This window comes from Hymenobacter jeongseonensis, assembly GCF_015694725.1.
Classification (GTDB): domain Bacteria; phylum Bacteroidota; class Bacteroidia; order Cytophagales; family Hymenobacteraceae; genus Hymenobacter; species Hymenobacter jeongseonensis.
The window spans coordinates 16,423-35,942 of record NZ_JADQDQ010000018.1 but is presented as its reverse complement, the minus strand read 5'-3'; the positions used below and the strand labels follow the sequence as shown (position 1 = coordinate 35,942).

12 protein-coding genes are annotated in these 19,520 nt (G+C 62.4%); 6 read left to right on the top strand and 6 right to left on the bottom strand.

All coding sequences use genetic code 11. The features are described from left to right. Positions 1-80: 80 nt before the first annotated feature. From I2I05_RS20620 to I2I05_RS20610, 3 genes are all read left to right on the top strand, one after another. Positions 81-3,467, top strand: a complete 3,387-nt coding sequence (locus I2I05_RS20620; RefSeq protein ID WP_196284159.1) for a beta strand repeat-containing protein — start codon at positions 81-83, stop codon at positions 3,465-3,467. A 465-nt stretch (positions 3,468-3,932) separates the two neighbouring features. Beyond that, positions 3,933-4,661, top strand: coding sequence for a transposase (locus I2I05_RS20615; protein ID WP_196284158.1), 729 nt, complete (start codon positions 3,933-3,935; stop codon positions 4,659-4,661). Positions 4,662-4,926: 265 nt separating this feature from the next. Next, positions 4,927-6,417, top strand: coding sequence for a T9SS type A sorting domain-containing protein (locus I2I05_RS20610; protein WP_196284157.1), 1,491 nt, complete (start codon positions 4,927-4,929; stop codon positions 6,415-6,417). Between the two features lie 1,288 nt (positions 6,418-7,705). On the opposite strand, the gene I2I05_RS20605 is transcribed toward I2I05_RS20610, so the two are convergent. After that, entirely contained in the window at positions 7,706-8,041 is a 336-nt protein-coding gene (locus tag I2I05_RS20605; RefSeq protein WP_196284156.1) for a hypothetical protein, read from the bottom strand. 504 nt (positions 8,042-8,545) lie between these two features. Between I2I05_RS20605 and I2I05_RS20600 the strand changes: the two genes are divergently transcribed. The 3 genes from I2I05_RS20600 (at position 8,546) to I2I05_RS20590 (ending at position 14,679) form a co-directional block, all read left to right on the top strand. Next, positions 8,546-11,422, top strand: coding sequence for a T9SS type A sorting domain-containing protein (locus I2I05_RS20600; RefSeq protein ID WP_196284155.1), 2,877 nt, complete (start codon positions 8,546-8,548; stop codon positions 11,420-11,422). 417 nt (positions 11,423-11,839) lie between these two features. Beyond that, complete coding sequence (locus tag I2I05_RS20595; protein WP_196284154.1) at positions 11,840-13,015, top strand: hypothetical protein; 1,176 nt, start codon at positions 11,840-11,842, stop codon at positions 13,013-13,015. 197 nt (positions 13,016-13,212) lie between these two features. Next, a complete protein-coding gene (locus tag I2I05_RS20590) occupies positions 13,213-14,679 on the top strand; it encodes an FG-GAP repeat domain-containing protein (RefSeq protein WP_196284153.1) in 1,467 nt (488 codons plus the stop codon). A 97-nt stretch (positions 14,680-14,776) separates the two neighbouring features. Here the strand turns inward: I2I05_RS20590 and I2I05_RS20585 are convergent, their stop codons facing one another. From I2I05_RS20585 to I2I05_RS20565, 5 genes are all read right to left on the bottom strand, one after another. Further along, positions 14,777-15,055 (bottom strand): hypothetical protein, encoded by a 279-nt coding sequence (locus I2I05_RS20585; protein WP_196284152.1) that lies wholly within the window; start codon positions 15,053-15,055, stop codon positions 14,777-14,779. 440 nt (positions 15,056-15,495) lie between these two features. Beyond that, positions 15,496-16,452 carry an alpha/beta hydrolase gene (locus I2I05_RS20580; RefSeq protein ID WP_196284151.1) on the bottom strand — a complete coding sequence of 319 codons (957 nt, stop codon included), beginning with the start codon at positions 16,450-16,452 and terminating at the stop codon, positions 15,496-15,498. 11 nt (positions 16,453-16,463) lie between these two features. Then, entirely contained in the window at positions 16,464-17,639 is a 1,176-nt protein-coding gene (locus I2I05_RS20575; protein ID WP_196284150.1) for a replication initiation protein, read from the bottom strand. A gap of 370 nt (positions 17,640-18,009) precedes the next feature. Beyond that, positions 18,010-18,291 (bottom strand): hypothetical protein, encoded by a 282-nt coding sequence (locus I2I05_RS20570; protein WP_196284149.1) that lies wholly within the window; start codon positions 18,289-18,291, stop codon positions 18,010-18,012. A 47-nt stretch (positions 18,292-18,338) separates the two neighbouring features. Continuing rightward, entirely contained in the window at positions 18,339-19,130 is a 792-nt protein-coding gene (locus tag I2I05_RS20565) for a ParA family protein (protein WP_196284148.1), read from the bottom strand. Between the last annotated feature and the right edge of the window lie 390 nt (positions 19,131-19,520).

The following is a 19,520-nucleotide window of genomic DNA, read 5'->3' as shown; positions in this document are numbered from 1 at the left end:
GCCACCAAACCATTCAAATCAATATTTTCATCCCTTTTATTCCTGATAACCCGCCGTCACTCGCCGGGTACCCGTTCGCTATGCGTATCACCTTACCCTCGCTTACTACTCACCTAACTCGGTGCGGCCTGCTGCTGGCCGGCCTGCTCCCAGCAGGCGCGGCACTGGCCCAGCCCACCATCACGGCCGTTTCGCCGGCGGCTAATGCCAAGGCGGCTCCCGTGGCGGGGCCGGTTTCGACTACTTTCAGCCAGCCGCTCACGGCTGCTTCGGCCGCCGCGTTGCAGGTGTACCCGGCGCAACGTGGAGGGCGGCGTGGGGCAGCTTCCGGGACTACTACGGTGAGCGGTAATACGCTCACCTATACGCCTAGTGCAGCCAGCCCGTTTGGAGCGGGCGAAACCGTTGACGTGACTACTACCCGCGCGGCGGCCAGTAGCAGTGGCAGCCTAGCGCGGGCACAGGTGCGGCAGTTCACGACGGCCGTGGGCGGCTCGGGGCGGGGGGTGTTCATCTACGGCAACAACAACTACGGCATTCGCACCAACTACTCGCCCTCTAGTTCGGCGGTAGGCGACCTCAACGGCGACGGCAACCTGGACGTGGTGAATACCCCCAATAACGCCAGCACCAACGAGGTGTACGTATGGCTGGGCAACGGCACCGCCACTTACACCGCTGGCCCCACCGTGACGATGGGCGGCAACCCCCGCGCTGCTAACCTGGCCGATGTGGACGGCGACGGCGACCTGGATTTACTGACCATTACCACGGCCTACTACACAGGCAATACCACCAGCGTGAGCGTGCGCCTTAACAACGGCAGTGCCGTTTTCGGCGGCGCGCAGGAACTAGCGACTGGGGCGGCCAGCGGCTTCGTGCTAGGCGATGTGGACGGCGACGGCGACCGCGACCTGCTAGTGGCTACCGGCACGACGACAGGCGTTGTGACGGTGTGGACTAATAACGGCAGCGGCACCTTCGCCAGCGGCAGCCCGGTAAGCGTCAATTCTACACCCCGCACGCTGGTGCTAAGCGACTTGGACAACGACGGCGACCTGGATTTACTGAGCGGCAGCGCAGCGCTCAACGGACCGGTAAGCGTGCGCCTTAATAGCGGCAGCGGCACCTTCAGCGGCACCCAGGCGGTGGCTTCCACCGGCTATTCCTACGGGCTGGCGGCCGGCGATGTAGACGGCGACGGCGATGCCGATCTAGTGTTCAGCAACCGTTCTTCCAATACGGTGCAGGTGCGCCTCAACAACGGCAGCGGCAGCTTTAGCGGCACCCAAGCGGTGGCGGTGAGCTCAGAGCCCTTCGGCGTGGCGCTGGGCGACGTGGATGCCGACGGCGACCTGGATTTGTTTTCCGTCGCCAGTGGCTACGGGGTGGTAGACATCCGCCGTAACAACGGAACGGGCACCTTCAGCGGCACGGAAAGACAGAGCGTTGGCTCAAACCCTACGCAAATGACCCTGGCCGACATGGACAATGACCAGGACCTGGATATGGTGGTGACCAATCACTTCGTCAACTTTATCGCCGTGGCTTACAACCGGGAGCCCTACCCGCAGCCAGTTATCGCGGCTGCGTCGCCCCTGGTGGCTACCGCCGGTACCAGCGTCACCCTCACGGGCACCAATCTGGACTTTGTTATGTCGGTGACCGTGAACGGGGCTTCCGTAAACAGGGCTACCATTACCAACAATAGCCCCACCAGCCTCACCTTCTTGGTGCCGGCCGGCGCCTCAGCCACAGGCGACATCCGCCTGGTGACCGCCGGTGGCACGGCCACCGTCCCCAACTTCACGGTGAAGCTGCTAGCTACTACCATGCCCGCCGCCAACGCCAAGGCGGCTCCCGTAGCTAACTCGGCCGTAACGGCTACATTCACCGAGGATGTGGCCGGTGGTTACCTCACGGGCATCGCGGTATATTCGGCGCAGGTGGGGGGCCGCAAGCCCGGCCTGCTGACGGCCACTGCCAACGTCGTGCGCTACACCAGCACCTTGGCTGTGCCGCGCCTGGCTTTCCGCCCCGGCGAGTTGGTGCAAGTGACCATTCCGTCCACCGTGCGCAGCCGCTACAGCTTGGCCGCGCAGCCCCGGGTGTGGCAGTTTACCACGGCGGTGCGGGGCACGGGCCGGGGCACCTTCACGGCCGGCACTGACCCGGCCGTGGGCAGCAGCCCGCGCAGCGTGGTGGCGGGCGACGTGGACGGCGACGGCGACCTGGATTTAGTGGTGGCCAATGTTGGGGGCAACACCGCAAGCGTGAGCCTGAACGGCGGCAATGCCAGCGGCTCCAACCCTGGCGCGTTCGGCGGTACGCAGTTGGTAACCGTGGGCAACGGCCCGACGCACGCGGTGCTTGCCGACGTCGACGGCGACGGCGACCTAGATGTGCTCACGGCCAACTTCTCGGACAATACCGTGAGTGTGAGCTTTAACAACGGCACCGGCACGTTCAGCAGCACGCAGACGCTTGCTAGTGCCAGCGGCGTGCGCCACCTAGCGGTGGGCGACGTGGACGCGGACGGCGACCTGGACTTGGTGACGGCCAACCAAACCGACAATACCGTGGGCGTGCGCTTCAACAATGGCAGGGGTACCTTTGGCGCGGAGCAGCGCTTGGCCGTGGGCACTGACCCGGTGCAGGTGGCACTGGGTGACGTGGACAATGACGGCGACCTCGACTTACTGGCCGTGAACGCTGGCAGTAGTACTGTGAGCGTGCGCTTGAATGGCGGCGATGCCAGCGGCAGCAACACGGGCGCATTCGGCGGCACAGGCCAGATGGCGGTAACCGGCACCCCGCAGAGTCTAGCCGTAGGCGACTTCGACGGTGACGGTGATCTGGATGTGGCGACGGCAAGCAAAGCCGGCAATCAAGTCAGCATCAGCCTCAACGACGGGGTTGGCAACTTTGGTAACCCCGTTAACGTGCCGACTGTCGGCGAGCCGACCGGCCTGGCCGTGGGCGACCTCGATGCTGACGGTGACCTCGACCTAGTGGTGGCTAATTCCTTGGCCAATACAGCCGGCCTGCTGCTCAACAATGGCACGGCCGCCTTCACGCCCGGTGCCCCAGTGGCTGTGCAGGGTTCGCCCCAGGGCGTAGCCCTGGCCGATGTGGACGGCGACGGCGACCTAGATGTGCTCACGGCCAACGTCGCCGCCAGCACCGTGAGCGTACGCCTCAATGGCGGTAACGCGCTGGCCACGGCAGCCACTCATGGCGGTGTGGCGGCTCTGAACCTCCATCCTAACCCCGCCCGCACCAGCACCCGACTTGTGGGGCTGTTACCCCGGCAGGCTGTGCAACTGCTCGACGCGCTGGGTCGCCCGGTAGCCCACACCACCGCTGATGCAGCGGGCACGGCCACACTGGCGCTGCCGGTCGGGCTGCCGACGGGCGTGTACATGGTGCGCGCCGGCACCCGCACCGTGCGCCTCATGGTGGAGTAAGAGCAGGTTGCATAGGTTGATTAATGACAACAAAAGCCCCAGTCAATGACTGGGGGCTTTTTCACGAGCAGAATTCACAGCGACTGCTACCAGGGAAGCAAGCGCACGAGCAGGGAGATAGAAGCTATAGTGGAAGCAAAGTAGCTTCTGTGTCTTGGTATAAGCTCTTTAAAAATTGGTGGTTTATAAACCCACCCCTGAAATAGTGGTGATTTTCATCCTCTCTGAACCAGGCCTCAAATCTTGGTGCATTGGCAGGGGGCGAGGCTCTAGTTTGGAGTTTACGAAACTAATCCCTTCAGCGCATTTCGTAAACGGGGAATCGTAGACGAGTTTCGTAAACTCAACCAGTCCTACAGAGCGCACTTTTTTGGCTGGTGCCAGACAGTGGTGGGCGGTTCAGAGAAAGGAGCGTGGCTGTTGCAGAAGTCGTAGCCAGCTCGGCGCGAGCTTCGTAGCGGTTAGATGCAAGGCAAGAAGCCGTTTCTCGACAAAGAGGTGGTGCGCTTTCGGCTCTCGGAGCGAGTTCCACCCCATAATCTGTACCGCCGGCTGGCCGAGTTGGTCAACTGGGACTTTCTCTACGCGGAAACCCAGGCGCTGTACAGCCGCACGGGCCAGCCCTCACTCGACCCGGTGGTGTTCTTCAAGCTCGTGCTGGTGGGCCGGCTGGAAAACCTGGTCAGCGACCGGCGCCTAGTCGCGCACTGCGCCTTGCGGCTGGACATCCTCTGGTTCCTGGGCTACGAAGTGGACGAGGAATTGCCCTGGCACTCGACCGTGAGCCGCACGCGCCAGCTGTTTCTGGCTGCCGTCTTCGAGCGCCTGTTTGACCACGTCTTTGCCCAGTGCGTGGCCCGGGGCCTGGTAGCCGGTGACCGGCAAGCCGTGGATTCGGCCCCGGTCAAGGCCAACGCTTCCTTGGAAACGGTGCGGGAAAAGCAGCCCGCAGGGCTGACAGGGTCTCGTTTGGTCACGGACGAGCCAGCTGCCGTGGCCCCGGCCGCGTCGGTGGTGACGGCCCCGGCCCACCAGCTGCGCACCCTGGCCGCCCACCAGGCCCGGCTCGTCGCCCACTCCAGCGCGCCCGGCCCCAGCACCCCAAGGCGCGGCTGCTTCGCAACAAAACCCACTACAGCCCGACTGACCCCGACGCGCGCATTTCCATCAAACCCGGCAAAGCCCGGGCCCTGAATTACCTCTGCAGCCTGGCTGTGGACACCGCCCACGGCGTCATCAGCCAGGTGCAAGCCGACTTCGCCGACCGCCGCGACAGCTTGCACCTACCCCGACTGCTCACCGGTCTGCAGCGCCGGCTACTCCCTCTCAGAGACGCCATCTTTTCTGACCATACTATTTGCCATGCCCGGAGACCGACTTTTGTATAGGGGCATAGAAAGAATTTACTGCCCCATCTTTGTTGCGTTAAGTAGCTTATTTTCCATTTGTTTCATTGAGAATGTTACACCACTACGCTCCCCACCCCACCCTCACCGCGACTATAGCCTCGGTTGCCAGGCTCATTGCCAGCAACAGCCGGCTGCTGCTGGCAATGAGCCTGACCGGAATGGCCTCAAGCGCGGTTGGCCAAACGTTCGCTCCAGTAGTTGCTTACCCGACGGGCGGGGCCGGCACCCCTTACAAAGTGGTGGCCGCCGACGTAAACGGCGACGGCCGGCCCGATGCCATCGTGGCCAACAGCACCACGAGCACCGTAGGAGTGCTGCTGGGCAACGGCGATGGCACCTTTCGGACCGTTACCACGTACTCGGTGGGAGCTAACCGACTGCCCTACAGTGTGGCCGTGGCCGACGTCAATGGCGATTCGTGGCCGGACATCGTAACGGCCAACAACGTGCTTAATTTTGGGGTAAGCGTCCTGCTGGGCAACGGCAACGGCACGTTCCGGGCGGCCGTGTCGTACCCGGTGGGGGCATACAGCTTCCCGACGGGGGTGGCCATTGCCGACACCGACGGCGACCGCCGCCTCGATATTGTCGTGGTCGGTACATTTGTATTCGCAGGGACCACCGAAGCCTTTGCGAAGGTATTGCCGGGCCTGAGCAACGGCACGTTTGGCTCGGCCCGGACTTTCTCGGCGGGCCTGATAGCTCCCCGCGACCTCGTTATGGCTGACGTTAACCGCGACGGGCGGCTCGACATCGTGACGGAAACGCCCGGACGAGGTGCGGCCAACGTCCTACTGAATAGTGCCAACAACGGCTTTCAGCAGGGCGTCGAGTACGCGCTGGGCGCAGGCAGCCGGCCCTTCGCCGTGGCCGTGGCCGATGTAAACGGCGATGCCCGGGTCGACATCGTGACGGCCAACAACGGAACGGCTTCGGTGGGTGTGCTACTGAACAACGGCAGCGGTGCCTTTCTGCCAGCCATGAGCTACCCACTGCCAAGCGGCAACCAGCCAACCAGCGCGGCCCTGGCCGACGTGACCGGCGATGGTCGGCCCGACTTCCTGACCACGATTTTCAACACCGGCGAGGTGGCCGTGCTGCCTGGCAACGGCAACGGCACGTTTCAGCCAGCCGTAGCCTTCGCCACGGGCGCTTCTCCAGGGAGCGTAGCCGTGGCCGACCTCAACGGCGACGGCCGGGCCGACGTGCTGACGGCCAACAGGTCCGCCAACACGCTGGGCGTATTGCTCAATAGTGGAACCTTTCTGGTTCTGGCCGCCCGACCTGGCAGTGCGTCGCCCCGGTCAGCCTTTAAGCTGTCTCCCAATCCTACCCACCACTACACGACCACGACCCTAACGCTGGCAGCCCCGCAGGCGCAGCCGGCCGTGGTGGAGGTGTTTGATGCAGTAGGGCGCCTGGTGCAGCAGCTGCCAATACCAGCGGGCCGCGCTACAGCGGCTCTCGATATAGCCAGCCTGCCAGCCGGCCTGTATCTGGTTCGTTGCGCCGGAGCCATCGGCCGCCTCACGGTGGAGTAAGGAAACCGGGCCACTCCCCAACGAGGGTCCAACTTCATCCAGCGGCTTCACAAGCTGGTATCCCCTATTGCGAAAATGCGGGCGCCACAGGCTGGGGTCATTTGTGGCGGAGCCGTTAGGACCTGGATACAGGTCGACGTAAATGTCATCATCGAAGTCATTGTAGGTCACTTGGTAGCCAACCGAGCGTACATGTTTGACATTAATGCGGGAGTCATCATACACCTCAATCGTTCTCCCCGTACCGTCTACCCCGTCTGGATAAGGAAAGCGTTGTCCGTAGCGGGCACGGAAAACCGAGTCCGGAATCTCCTCCACGACCAGGCGCGGGTTGCTCAGCTTAGGAAAATAGCCCCCGTCGGGGTGACGGTCAAACCAAGGCAGGCGGTAGCCCAAGGCAAAGCACAGCCCTATCCAGGCCAGTACGCCGCCCGAGAGCAAGCGCAGGGCCTTTGGGTGGGCACGGGCTAGGTCGGTCAGCCGCAGAGAAGGGCTGTGCGTGGCTCGCCGTCGGGTTCTTAGTGGCAGACGTACGGGCCTACCTGGCCTGCTAACACCACAGGCGGGACTCACCAGTAGGCGGCTGTTTAGTTGAAGGAGCGTTATTTGTACTCATTGTTCACTTATCAAACGGGCACACTATACCGTCTTGCCTTTTCCGTGCTTTCGGAAGCGGGCGAGCGCAAACCGGGACAATTACTCGCGAATGAAAGTTGTTTACGTGCTCGTAGCCGCTGGCCTTTGGGGGTGTGAAGCCCCCACCGCTGCTCACAATGAAAAACTGTTCGTGGCCGTGGGGCGGCAGGGTACCCACACGTCGGTGCTAACAATATTCGACGGCTTCGAGTACGTCATGGCACACGACGGCCTGCCGGCTGAATCGGGGAGCGCGCAGTTGTGTGGCGACACACTCATCCTTTCCTACCTACCGGGAGGCCCACTTACTACCCTGGTTCAGAGTAGCGAATTTGTCATTAGGAAAGGGGAAATGTGCCGGGTGCACTACGCCCCACAAGGCGATGCGGTCCGGCGCGGGCACCTTGTGCCTCCGGTAAAAAAAGTCTCCGGTGAACGCTGTTTCGAGATAACCCGTGCATTCAGCAGGCTATACCCTAGCAACTTGGTTTCCGACGAAAACGGGCACTGAGAGCGCGCAATCTGCGGAACGACACTGGCACCTCCTGATGTGGTCTAAGCCTTCGCGCCCCAATATTTCTTACCCGTTCGTTCAAGAAAACGGTCGGAAAAGTGGAAGAAGCGCTGTTGCTTTATGAACTGCGCCCAGGGCTCATTTTTCGTAGCAGCTGATGCAGAGCGTGACCCCCAGCTCCCCCATGCGCTTCATCAGCGCGGGCCCAAACTCCATGTTGCACTGCTGTTCATAGGCGTAGATGTACCACAGCGACAGGTCCTGGCCGGAAACGCCGAGCTGCGCCAAGGCGTCCTTGTGGCGGGTGAGCAAGGCGAGAAACAGCGGCAGGGCGCGCACGAAGCGGGGCGACTCCTCATCGATTTGCCACTCCCACGGCAGGTCCGGGCCGCTACTCGAGGGCCCCAGCAGCCGCTCCAACGCGGGCCGCTGGGCCGTATCACAGTTGATATCTAGGCGATAAAAGCTGGCCATGGAAGGGGATGCGGGCGTGTACCGGGAACGGGCCAAGAAAGCGGAAAGGTACACTCCGCCACCAGGCCAGTGGCGTTCACGGAAACGGTGCTGAAATAAGACAGATGGCAGGTCAAGCAGAGTAGCCATATCCGGGTGCTACCAGCCGAGCGCGTTTTGGAGGAGAATCAACACCGTCACCTCGACTGCCCTGCCCACCGCTGTATCTTTGGCCAGGGCCCTGCTTCTTATTCTGGGGCGGTCCAGACCAGCGTGCAAGTGGGCCGGATGGAACGGCGAACGCCAACGATATGTATAGGCTTGCATATCCAAGGCCTTAGCGCCTGTTACGACCGTTATGTGTCTCTAATTCATTAAGTATTCGAACGTTCGCACCCACGTATTGCCCCCGCCAGGATGGTGCTCCGACCGCTCCCTAGGCTCCAGGCCGGTGCTTTCTGCCTGGGTCCCGTGCTATTGCTGTTTCCTTTTTTGTTCGTCCCCTCTTCCCTCACCCCGCCGCTGATGTCCGACCGCTACCGCTTCCCAAGCCGTTGCCTCTTCCTGTTCTTTGCCTTGGTACTGTCCTCGGTTCAAGCCCCCGCTCAGTCCCGCAAAACCGCTTCCGCGGCCGCGGTGCCGCTGCAAGCGGCCCTGAACCCCGACGGCACCTTGCGCCCGGGCAGCCGCGGGACGTTTGACGCGCGCAACTACCGCCTCGGCACGGACCCGGCCTCGGGCCAGCCCACGTTTCGGCCCGCCGCGGCCGGCGACGAGAACTGGGACGGCCGCTTCGGTGCCGGCGGGGCCAACGGCGGGGTGTACGCCGTGGTGGTGGCCCCCACCGGCGACGTCTACATTGGCGGGGCCTTTACGGCGGTGGGCGGCGCGCGCAACGCCAACCGGGTGGCGCGCTGGAGCGGCGCGGGCTGGAAAGCGTTGGGCCCGGGCCTCAACGACGAGGTGTCGACCCTGGCCCTGGCCCCCAACGGGGACCTGATTGCCGGCGGGCGATTTACCCAGGCCGGCGCCTTGGCCGTCAATCACGTCGCCCGCTGGAACGGCACGGCCTGGCAGCCGCTCGGGGCCGGGCTGAACCGGGACGTCTACGCCCTGGACGTGGCGCCCAACGGCGACGTGGTGGCCGGGGGCTCCTTTAACAACGTGGGGGGCAACCCCGCCGCCGACTACCTGGCCCGCTGGGACGGCACGGCCTGGCAGGCGATGGGGACGGGCATCCTCAGCTACGTCTACGCGCTGCAGGTGCTGCCCACCGGCGACGTGGTCGTGGGCGGCGATTTCGATGGAGTGGCCGGCGTGGCCGGCACGGGCTACATCGCCCGCTGGGACGGCACGGCCTGGCACCCGCTCGGCACCGGCCTGAACCGGGCCGTCAACGTCCTGCTCGCGCTGCCCAACGGCGACGTGCTGGTCGGCGGCCGTTTTGACGACGCGGGGGGCAACCCGGACGCCGATTTCCTGGCCCGCTGGGACGGCACGGCCTGGGGCCCCTACGGCGCGCCCTTGGAAAGCGGCGGGCGCACCGGGTTTGACCAGCCGCTCATCGGCAGCGTGCGGGCGCTGGACCTGACCGCCAACGGGGACCTGCTCATCGGCGGCTCGTTTGCCAACGTCGCCGGAAACCTGGACGCCGACATGGTGGCCCGTTGGGACGGCACGCGTTGGCAAAGCCTGGGCGGGGGGCTCAAGTCCGTCGTGCCGGCCGTCGCCGAACTGCCCGGGGGGGACGTGCTGGCCGGGGGGGTCTTCCTCGACGCGGGCGGCAGCGGCCTGCTCGACCGCCTGGCCCGCTGGGACGGCACGGCCTGGCGGGGCCTGGGGGCGGGCCTGGGGCCGGACATCGCGTCCGACGCGGTTCAGGCGCTGCTCGTGCTGCCCAACGGCGACGTGATCGCCAGCGGCCTCTTTCAAAACGCGGGGGGCACCCCGGCCGCCGATTACATCGCCCGCTGGGACGGCGCGGCCTGGCAGCCGCTCGGGGCCGGCCTGGCCGGCGCGGTGGTGAGCCTGTTCCTGGCCGCCAACGGCGACGTGCTGGCCGGCGGCAACTTCAGCGACGCGGGCGGGGACCCCGCCGCCGACGGGGTGGCCCGCTGGGACGGCACGCGCTGGCGGGCCGTGGGCCCGGGCGTCGTCTGGGGCATCGTCCACGCGGTGGCCGAGGGCCCGGACGGCGAGGTCTGGATCGGGGGCGATTTCTCGCGGGTGGGCAACGACGTCACCATTTGTGGCGTGGCCCGCTGGACCGGCGGGGCCTGGCAGGCCGTGGGCACCGGCCTGCTGACGAGCGGGGGGGGGAGCGTCTACGACCTGCTCGTGGCCCCGAACGGGGACGTGCTGGCCGGGGGCTTGTTCCGGCGGATGGGCGGGGTGCCCAACGCCGACATGGTGGCCCGCTGGGACGGCACGGCTTGGCACCCGCTGGGCCCGGGGCTGAACAACACCGTCCACGCGCTGGCCCGGGGCGCGGGGGGGGACCTGTACGCCACCGGCACCTTTACCGACGCCGGGGGGGACCCCGCCGCCGACGGGGTGGCCCGCTGGGACGGCACGGCCTGGCACCCGCTCGGCACCGGCCTGAGCCGGAACGCACGGGGCTACGCGCTGGCCGTGGCCCCGAACGGGGACGTCGTGGTCGGCGGCATCTTCACCCTGGCCGGGGGCGTGGCCGGCACGGCCCACATCGCCCGCTGGGACGGCACGGCCTGGCACCCGCTGGGCAGCGGGCTGGACAATTACGTGATCGCCGTGGCCGCCCCGGCCTCCGGCGACGTGGTCGCGGGCGGGCGCTTCCTGGCCACGGGCGACGGCGCCACCGGCCTGGGCCAGTTCGGTTTCTACCGCCGCCCCGCCGCGGCGCCCACGTTGACCGCGGTGGCGCCCGGGCCCGGGGCGGTGGGCCGCGCGGTCACGCTGACGGGCACGAACTTCACCGGCGCCACGGCCGTCACCTTCGGGGGGACGCACGACAACGTGGTGCGCAGCGGCTTCGCCGTCAACGCCGCGGGCACGGAGCTCCGCGGCGTGGTCGTGCCGGCCGGGGCGGCCACCGGCCTGGTCACGGTGACGGGGCCGGCCGGCACCAGCAACGCCGTGCGCTTTGCCATCGGCACGCCGACGGCGGCGGCCCCGGCCCGGCCGCGCGCGCTGGGCCTGTATCCCAACCCGGCCCGGGAGGCGTTCGAGCTGGCGCTGCCGGCCGGTCTGGGCCCCGGCACGCTCACGCTTTACGGCGCCACGGGCCAGGCGGTGCGCACCGCGGCGGTGGCGGCCGACGCCGTTGGCGTGACCGTGTCCGTCCGGGGCCTGGCGCCGGGTCTGTACGTGGTGCGGGTGCAGGGGATAACGGGCACGGCCAGCGCCCGGGTCGTGGTGGAATAAGGCGGCCCGGTGCGCTGGGCTGGTCGCGGGCGGGAGGGAGCCGCGCCTACGGTAGGCGGGAAGGGCCGTTCGGCCCCGGCCGACGCCTCGGCGCTCCAATCCCACGGGCGCCGGCCCCCAATGGTTGTGGTTGCATGTTCCACTGCCGAGTATTCCCCAACGCCCCGTTAATCTCACTGGCCCGGGTGAGCCTCCTCGTCCTGGCCTACAACAAGGCCCCTGGGTTTCAGGTATCGCCCTGGCGGTTAGCCCGCTTGAACGCCAACACGAGGCGCGCCCCCTGCAAGTCACCCCACACCGCGCCGGAAGAAGCAGTTAGCACTATTATGATATTTGATAAATAAATAGTTGTACCTTTCGGAGCCCGCAGTGGGCCCAGTTCCATTTTTTATCCTTTTATCCCTGTTTGTTACGCGCATGCGCCATTCCTTACCCTTGCTCGGAGCCGCGGTGCTCCTCGCCGTTGCCGCCCACGGGCAAAGCATCGACGCCCAAAAAGTTACCTTCGACTACGTGCGCCTGCCCTTGCTGCCGCTGCCGGCCAGCACCAAGTCGTTCTCGCCGGAAGTCGTGCTGCGCTACCAAAGCGAGGTCGAGCAGCAGAAAGCCGACCGCGTCACGGCCGTGTCCGAGGCCAAAGCCAAGGCCGAAAAAGACAAGCAGGACTACAAGGCCCTCTCGTTGAAGGACAAGGCCCTGAACCGCCTCCTGCTCGACGAGCGCAAGCCCGGCGAGGCCGTCATTCCCCCGGCCAACTACACGGCCCAGGTGTTCGACAGCAAGGCGCTCGCCTCCACGTACGTGACCGTTAGCGGCCTGCAGCGGGCCCAAGGGGCCGACGGCGACCTGCGCGTGACCGTGAGCCTGGACGGCTTTACGCTGGGCCCGACGACTTCCGTCACGGTGCGCGACGGCAAGAAGGTCGACCCCAACCTGGTCAAAGACGGCGTGAAGCAGGCCTACGAAGTGTCCTACAAATCCCCCGTGTCCATCAAGGTGGCCACCAAGGACGGCACGGTGCTCTCCGACGAGCTGCTGGAAGCCTCCACCTCCTACGCGACCCTGGTCACCCAGGAATACGGCAGCGCCACCCAGCCCGCCTTTCTGCGCCGGTTGGACGAGGACATTCTGAAGACCAACATGAAACTGGTGACCGAGTACCTGGACAGCAAGTTCGGCCAGCGCCCCATCACGCGCACCACCGCCATCTGGGTCGTGACCGACAAGAAAATCAACTACGACGAGTACGCCCAGGCCTATATCAAGGCCTTAATGGGCTACAAGCTGCTGGCCGACGGCAGCCGCGCGGCCGATGCCCGCAAGAACCTCGGCGACGGCGTGGCGCTGTGGGACAAGGCCCTGACCGAATCGAATCCCAAAGACAAAAAGGCCCGCATCGACGAGAAGGTGACCGCCGTGACACTGCTCAACGACGCCGAAGCCAACCTGTGGATGAACAACTTCGACGAAGCCGAGATGCTGCTGGCCCGCCTCAAACTGCTGGACATTTCCCGCTACAACACCGCGGCCAAAGAACTGGAAACGCTGGTGCAGGACCAACGCACCCGCTTCGCGGCGAACAAAAAGGGCTAGGTCCGATTGTCAAGCACTTTAAAAAAGCCCCGACCAACCGGTCGGGGCTTTGCAGCTTTTAAGGACTTGTACCAATCGTAACCGCCGAATGCGGCGGGTGTGTACAATTCGATGCCGTTAGCCGCCGCGCTAACCGTGCTATACCTTATATCTTGCAGAGCCTCACAAACGTGTGGCCCCGCTGCGTAGTATTCCGCATGAAACAACCCGTACTGTCTTTGACCCATTTCCGTGCCCCATTGCTGCGCTTTGGCGGCCTCGCCGGGGTCCTCTTGGGCCTGGTCCCTGCCGTTGCCGGCCAGAACTTTGCGCCGGCCGTCGCCTACAACGCCGGCAGCAACGCCAACCCGCTTAGTCTGGCTGTGGCCGACGTTAACGCCGACGGCAAGCCCGACATCCTCACGGCCAATAACGGCAGCAGCACAGTGGGGGTGCTGCTGGGCAGCGGCACCGGTGCCTTTCAGGCCGTGGCCACCCCCTCGGCCGGCACCGGCAGTCAGCCCTACGGCGTGGAGGTTGCCGACGTCAACGCCGACGGCCGGCCCGACGTGCTAACAGCCAACTACGGCACCAGTTCGGTAGGGGTGCTGCTAGGCAACGGCAACGGTACGTTTAGGACGGCCGTGGCCTACTCCACGGGCCCCGGAAGCCAGCCGTTTGACCTGGCCGTAGCCGACGTCAACGCCGACGGCCGGCCAGACATCATCTCGGCCAACACCTTCACGTACGGGGTGGGGGTGCTGCTGGGTAACGGCAACGGCACGTTTGCCGCCGTGGTTTCCTACACGACAGGCACCCAATCTTCCACCGCGGTTGCCGTGGGCGACGTGAATGCCGATGGCCGGCCAGACATTGTCGCCGCGCTTAGCGGCGCGGTAGGGGTGCTGCTGGGCAACGGCAACGGCACCTTCCAAGCCCTCGCCACCACAGCGGTGAGCAACTCGCCCCGCAAGCTGGCCCTGGCCGACGTGAACGCCGACGGCCGGCTCGACGTCGTTACGGTCAGCGACGACGGCAGCGGCTCGGTGGGCGTGCTGCTGGGCAGCGGCACCGGTGCGTTTGCCGCCGCCGTGAGCTATGCCACGGGCAGCAACACCCTCCCCAACGGCGTGGCCGTGGCCGATGTGAGCGGCGACGGCTGGCCGGACCTCGTGTCGGCCAACCCGGGCAACTATACGGTCGGTGTGCTGACAAACAACGGCAACGGCACGTTTGCTGCCGTGCAAACCGTTTCGGCGGGCAGTGGCATTCCCGCCCCCTACGACGTGGTAGCGGCCGACGTGAGTGGCGACGGCAAGCCCGACATCGTCACGGCCAACGTCAGCACCAATACGGTATCGGTGCTGCGCAACACGGCCATCTTCCTCGCCACCCAGGTGGCCCTGCTCGCCGACGTGCAACTTTGCCCCAACCCCGCATCGAAGGCGTCGGCGTTCCTCGTCACGGGCCTGCCCGCCGGGATACGGAGCGTCGAAGCCACCTTGCTCAACCAACTGGGGCAAGTCGTGAACCGCGTCACGGCCCCCGTTGCGCAGGGCGCCGCCCGCGCCGAACTGCCCACAGCGGGGCTGGCAACGGGCCTTTACCTGCTGCGGTTGCACGCCCGCGATGCCCAAAGCGCTGCTGTGGGCACGTTGCCCACCCAGCGTCTGCAAGTGCTCTAGTCTCACCCGGTTTACCCAAACGAGCACATTGTCTGAACACCCTTACCTGCCCACGTCAGGTGCTCGGCCGGCTCGATGTGTGCCCCTTGGGGCAAGTTCATGGATTCCAGCGGAGGAACCGCGGCCACAGGTACTTGTGGGCGTAGATGACCAGTACCACCAACGGCAGGGCCAGCATGGTGTCCTCCACGACGCCGAAGGCCTGCGGGCTGAAGTTGAGGCCGAACGCCCCGTAGTGGTTGATGTAATACGGCAGCATTCGCCGAAGCGGGGCGATGGCCCCCCAGGGCTGGACCAGGTGCGCGCCGCCGTTGTCGAACAAGTGATACGGAACGCGGGTGGCCGGCGTGCTCGTGTAAAAGCCCCGGGTCTGCACAAAGAGGAATGGAAGAATTAACCACCCCCAAAAACGGGGTCGCACGAGTCGACGAAGCATCGGAAGGGATGGTGCGTGGGGGCCTTTGTGGACGGGTACGGGAACAGGGCGGCAGTCGCCAGCCCCCTCGACAAAACTAGCACGAGCAGGAAAATGGTACAGCGAAAGGGTCGATTCGGTTTACTATCGTCAATTTTCAATCAACTGTGATTACAGTTGATTGAAAATTGGCTTAAAGCGCTTAGTTCTATTATTCTGCTACCTCGACATTCCGTACGGGTGCGCATTGTCAGGCTCCATCGGAAGCAGCGTACCAGACATGATAGTACGGCTCCTCGCTCCTCCCCTACTGGCTCATGGGCCCGCTGCGCCCGGGCCGTGGCACTTCCCAACGTGGCCGATGCTGAGCCCAAGCCCGGGCGGACATAAGCTAGATTATCCTATCCAAGTGTGTGCGTGAGCCAAGTGAACATCTTCTCATATACCTGTTCACGCACTAGTAAAGGCGAGAGCACTAAGTCATGAATGCCGCCTGCAATGCTGGTTACGGTAACGCGCTTGCCGAGCCGAGGGGAAAGCGTTTCAATGTCGCGCACTCTGAGCACGCCGTCGGCGCAGAAGTATTCCTCACTCCAACCGTTCCCGCGCACGGAGCGGTCAGAGTGCAGCACCAGTACTGGTAGAGTGAGTTCTTCGCCGCGTTGAAGGCGTCGGTGGGCAGTGTGAATGGCCCGTAACCAGCCCATGGTAATGGGAAATACTTTCACAGGCTTCCACGCCAAGTCGTACCCCCATTCGCCCCGGTACTGCCGGTGCAAGCTGGCGCCGTAATGGATGGGCAAGCTGCCCGGCACTTTTAAGTTGGGCGCTAACCGACCCACCGCCGCCGCAAACGGTACTGCCAGGTGCCGGGCCATCCAGCCTTGAGCGAAGGCCAAGAACGGGCTGTTGAGTACCAGTGCTGCTAAGGTGTGACGTTGGGACCCTTCCTGCGCATATAGCGCCGCTATCAGGCCTCCAGTGGAGTGGCCGCTGAGAATCACCATTGCACAGCCTTCCGCACGCAATACGGCCAGAGCAGCGTCGATATCGGCGTAGTATTCGCGCAAGTCGCGGACGTTATTGGCGAGTTGGTGTGGCAGCAATGAGCGCCCGTACTTGCGCAAGTCTAGGGCGTAGAACCGGTACCCATGTTCCTGGTAACGCCGAGCCATTTCCTCCTGAAAGAAATAATCGTTGAAACCATGCAGGTATAGCACTGCCTTCGTACCATGAGTCGAGTTTCTGAGCCGGACCAGCGTGCTTTGCACGGCGCCTTCGTAGTCGGGCAATTGTGGCAATACCAGTTGCTCAAAAGGTAAGCCGAGAACGTCGGGATGGTAGGATGTGGTATGCATAATAGTCCGGTCTATTGCTTCACCAGCCACTCTTCACCGTCCCGTTGTTCGTACGCGAATCCTTGGTTGAAATAGATTTGCTGCAGGTGCTCTTCAAATGTTGGGGCGCGCTCCAACAGCTTTGCATACGGCCCGGGGTTATCATACATTTCTCGCACTTCGGCAATTCTGTAAGCAGCCACTTCTACCGGTTTAGCGGCCACTGCTTTGGGCTTTTTCTTCGTTTCCCTTGCTTTCAGCAATTCTTGATAGTCCTCCAACAAGTACTTCTCCACCAAAGCTTTATAAATAGCTCCAGCCATGCGCTTGACCTTGCCCAATTGATGTTGCTTCTGGATGCGGTCAAGAACAAAATCGACGTATCCAAGGTCGTAGTCGCCCTCCGCTAGTTGCTGCCCGATGCGAGCGATGCTACGGGCATTGAGCCCAATTTGGGCGAGTGCCGCGCCCCACTCCGCCTCCGCCGTGGGCAACGTCTCTTTTGTAGCAGATAGCGCCAGATGAAACAAAAACTTGATGCGTTCTACTACCTTCCCTTCCCGTTCTAGCTCGAACGTAAACGGCATGTCGGTTTCCGCGAGTTCGTTTTGTGCCTTGTCCAAGATGCGAGCCTTAAAGTTGCTGAAACGGGGGTACTCTCCTTCCTGCACGTCCAGCACAAAGCGCAACTGCTCCACCGTCATTGTGCGCCGGCCAAAGTCCGCGTACTCTTTCAGCAGCCAGTAAATCCGCAACGCGTGTGGGCTTTTCAGCTTTAGCACCTCCTTCAAATCTGCGGTGGTGAAGTTGCCGCTTTCCCGCAATTGAAGCAGATAGGGCATAATCTTGGGGTTGAAACTTGCTAGCACTCCCCCCTGCTCAGCCGTGTAGCGGGCCTCTGACATCAGCGGGATGTAGGTAAAGCTGGGCTTGCGGCGTCGGCGCCGGGTACCTTCCTCCAAGTCCTCGATGTATAGCGTGAATGATGCTAGCTTCTTGCACATGTCATCTACCTGCTCATAGGCCGACCCGCCCCGACGGTCAAACACCAGCTCGTTCAAGGGAACGAAGTGCTCCTTAAAGTCGGTGTCATCGGGCCTAATACGCGACAGCAGCCCCAAAAACAGGCGCATCTGTAGCGGCACAAAGCTGAAACGGGCGTTTATGAGCGCATTGTGTTGCGCCACAGTTTTATCAAGACTTTCCATTTAAACGTCTTTTTTGTAGCAGCACGTCTTTTTTGTAGCAGGTGAATTTGTCACAACGTCTTTTTTGTAGCAGATACACGTCTTTTTTGTAGCAGATATACTGCTCACAACGTCTTTTTTGTAGCAGATACACGTCTTTTTTGTAGCAGATGACCCTCTGGGTGCATTGGCAATCAAGTAGTTACGGCACCTATAATACTTTATAATAGTAAACTAATAAGAATAAAGCAGCTTTATTTTTTTAAGACTACGTCTTTTTTGTAGCAGATAAGAGAAGCTTTTAAGGTAAAAAAAAGCACAAAAGTGAAATTTTCGCCGGCGCTTTTTATACCATTTTCTACTGTAAAACAATGTGTTAGCTTCCTTACTGTTACCGTTGCTTGGCAGGTATTGCCTCATGGCTGTCCGGCCGCGAAGCAAAATAGGCTTCAAGTGCATCGTTGAGGATATCCACCTTCGCTTCGCGGCTCCAATAGGCCAGTTGCTCTAGACACAGTTGGTTCTCAGCTGTAATGCGCGAGCTAAAAGGCGAATAAACCCGTTTTCCGGGCTTAGGCGAGCCTATCGGCGCTTGGTGCGAGGGCTGGGCCTTGGTGCCCGGTTTGCGGAGCATGGAGACAGCATCCTGAGTGGCTTTGGGAGGCGTGTTCATTAGAATTTTGAAATGAGGTGGGATAGATAATGGAGGCTGGTCATGAATTAGGCCAGCTTGGCCCGGACGATTTCGGCCAAAGCAGCATAATCCATCGCTGCATTAGAGTCCGGTTTGTGGTCATAAATGGTCTTTACGTGTACTTGAGACTGCACTACAGCTGCGTCGCGCCGCACACTGGGCAGCAGCGATTCCTCACCGTACTCCTCCCGCACGGCCTGCACCACTGCCGCGTGCATGGAATTGCGTTGCTTGGCGTTGTAGCGGGTGAAGAATACGCCCAGGAACTGCAGCCCAGGGTTGATACGTCGTTCAATTTGGTCAGCTAATTCCTTTACCAAGCGCAGACCATCGAAGGCAAACTTCTCCGGCTCTGTGGGAATCAGGTATGCGTCGGCCGCCGCCAAAGCCATATAGGTAAAAGTCTGCAGCGAAGGCGGGCAATCGACCACCACGTAGTCGTAAGTACCCTGCACTGTTGCCAAGGCCGTAGCTAGCCGCGTATGGTAGTCCTTCTGCTTGTAGATGATAGGCTCGTAGCTGGCTAGACGGAAATCGGCCGGCACCAAATCCAATCCGGCCTCAGTGGTGAGAATCACTTCAGCCAATGGCACCGCCCCTACCAGTGCGTCCCCCACGTGCAAAGCCAATTCCAACTCGCCGCCAAGGTTGTTGGTTAGATTAGCTTGCATGTCTAGGTCCACCATCAGCACTCGGGCTCCCTGACGTTGCAGCGCTGCGCCGATGCTGACGGCACTGGTGGTCTTCCCAACCCCCCCCTTGTTATTAGTTATGGCCAACACCCGCATTGGCGGCGGGCCGGTCTTTTTTGCTTTCATAGATTGCAGTGCTTACTGTAGAAGTATTGACAGCAACAAATGTATGCAAAGCACTGCTTCTAAAACAAGTAATAAAATAAGTACATTTATTACATGTAATAAAAGCAATTCATGTAATAAATGTTATACATGTGCTTCAAGTAATTATTTTATTACTTGCAAGAACTGAAAAGACCCTGAATCCTTCAGAACACGCATTTATGGTCTTTTCAAAAATGCAGGCAGAAACTGGTTCCTGCCTGTAAGTCATTAATCGAAGCGAAAAGCACTAGTTATGTTGGAATTCGAGTTTACTGAACATACATGCAAAGCGGTCCATAGGGAAGACGAATATTGTTTGCCTCGGCAAAACCTTCCATAAACAGGCCATAGCTCATACTCGAATGATTG

Bases quoted from the DNA above. Each gene is read 5' to 3' on its own strand.
- I2I05_RS20620 (WP_196284159.1), top strand. From the start codon at position 81: ATGCGTATCACCTTACCCTCGCTTACTACTCACCTAACTCGGTGCGGC.
- I2I05_RS20615 (WP_196284158.1), top strand. From the start codon at position 3,933: ATGCAAGGCAAGAAGCCGTTTCTCGACAAAGAGGTGGTGCGCTTTCGG.
- I2I05_RS20610 (WP_196284157.1), top strand. From the start codon at position 4,927: ATGTTACACCACTACGCTCCCCACCCCACCCTCACCGCGACTATAGCC.
- I2I05_RS20605 (WP_196284156.1), bottom strand. From the start codon at position 8,041: ATGGCCAGCTTTTATCGCCTAGATATCAACTGTGATACGGCCCAGCGG.
- I2I05_RS20600 (WP_196284155.1), top strand. From the start codon at position 8,546: ATGTCCGACCGCTACCGCTTCCCAAGCCGTTGCCTCTTCCTGTTCTTT.
- I2I05_RS20595 (WP_196284154.1), top strand. From the start codon at position 11,840: ATGCGCCATTCCTTACCCTTGCTCGGAGCCGCGGTGCTCCTCGCCGTT.
- I2I05_RS20590 (WP_196284153.1), top strand. From the start codon at position 13,213: ATGAAACAACCCGTACTGTCTTTGACCCATTTCCGTGCCCCATTGCTG.
- I2I05_RS20580 (WP_196284151.1), bottom strand. From the start codon at position 16,452: ATGCATACCACATCCTACCATCCCGACGTTCTCGGCTTACCTTTTGAG.
- I2I05_RS20575 (WP_196284150.1), bottom strand. From the start codon at position 17,639: ATGGAAAGTCTTGATAAAACTGTGGCGCAACACAATGCGCTCATAAAC.
- I2I05_RS20570 (WP_196284149.1), bottom strand. From the start codon at position 18,291: ATGAACACGCCTCCCAAAGCCACTCAGGATGCTGTCTCCATGCTCCGC.
- I2I05_RS20565 (WP_196284148.1), bottom strand. From the start codon at position 19,130: ATGAAAGCAAAAAAGACCGGCCCGCCGCCAATGCGGGTGTTGGCCATA.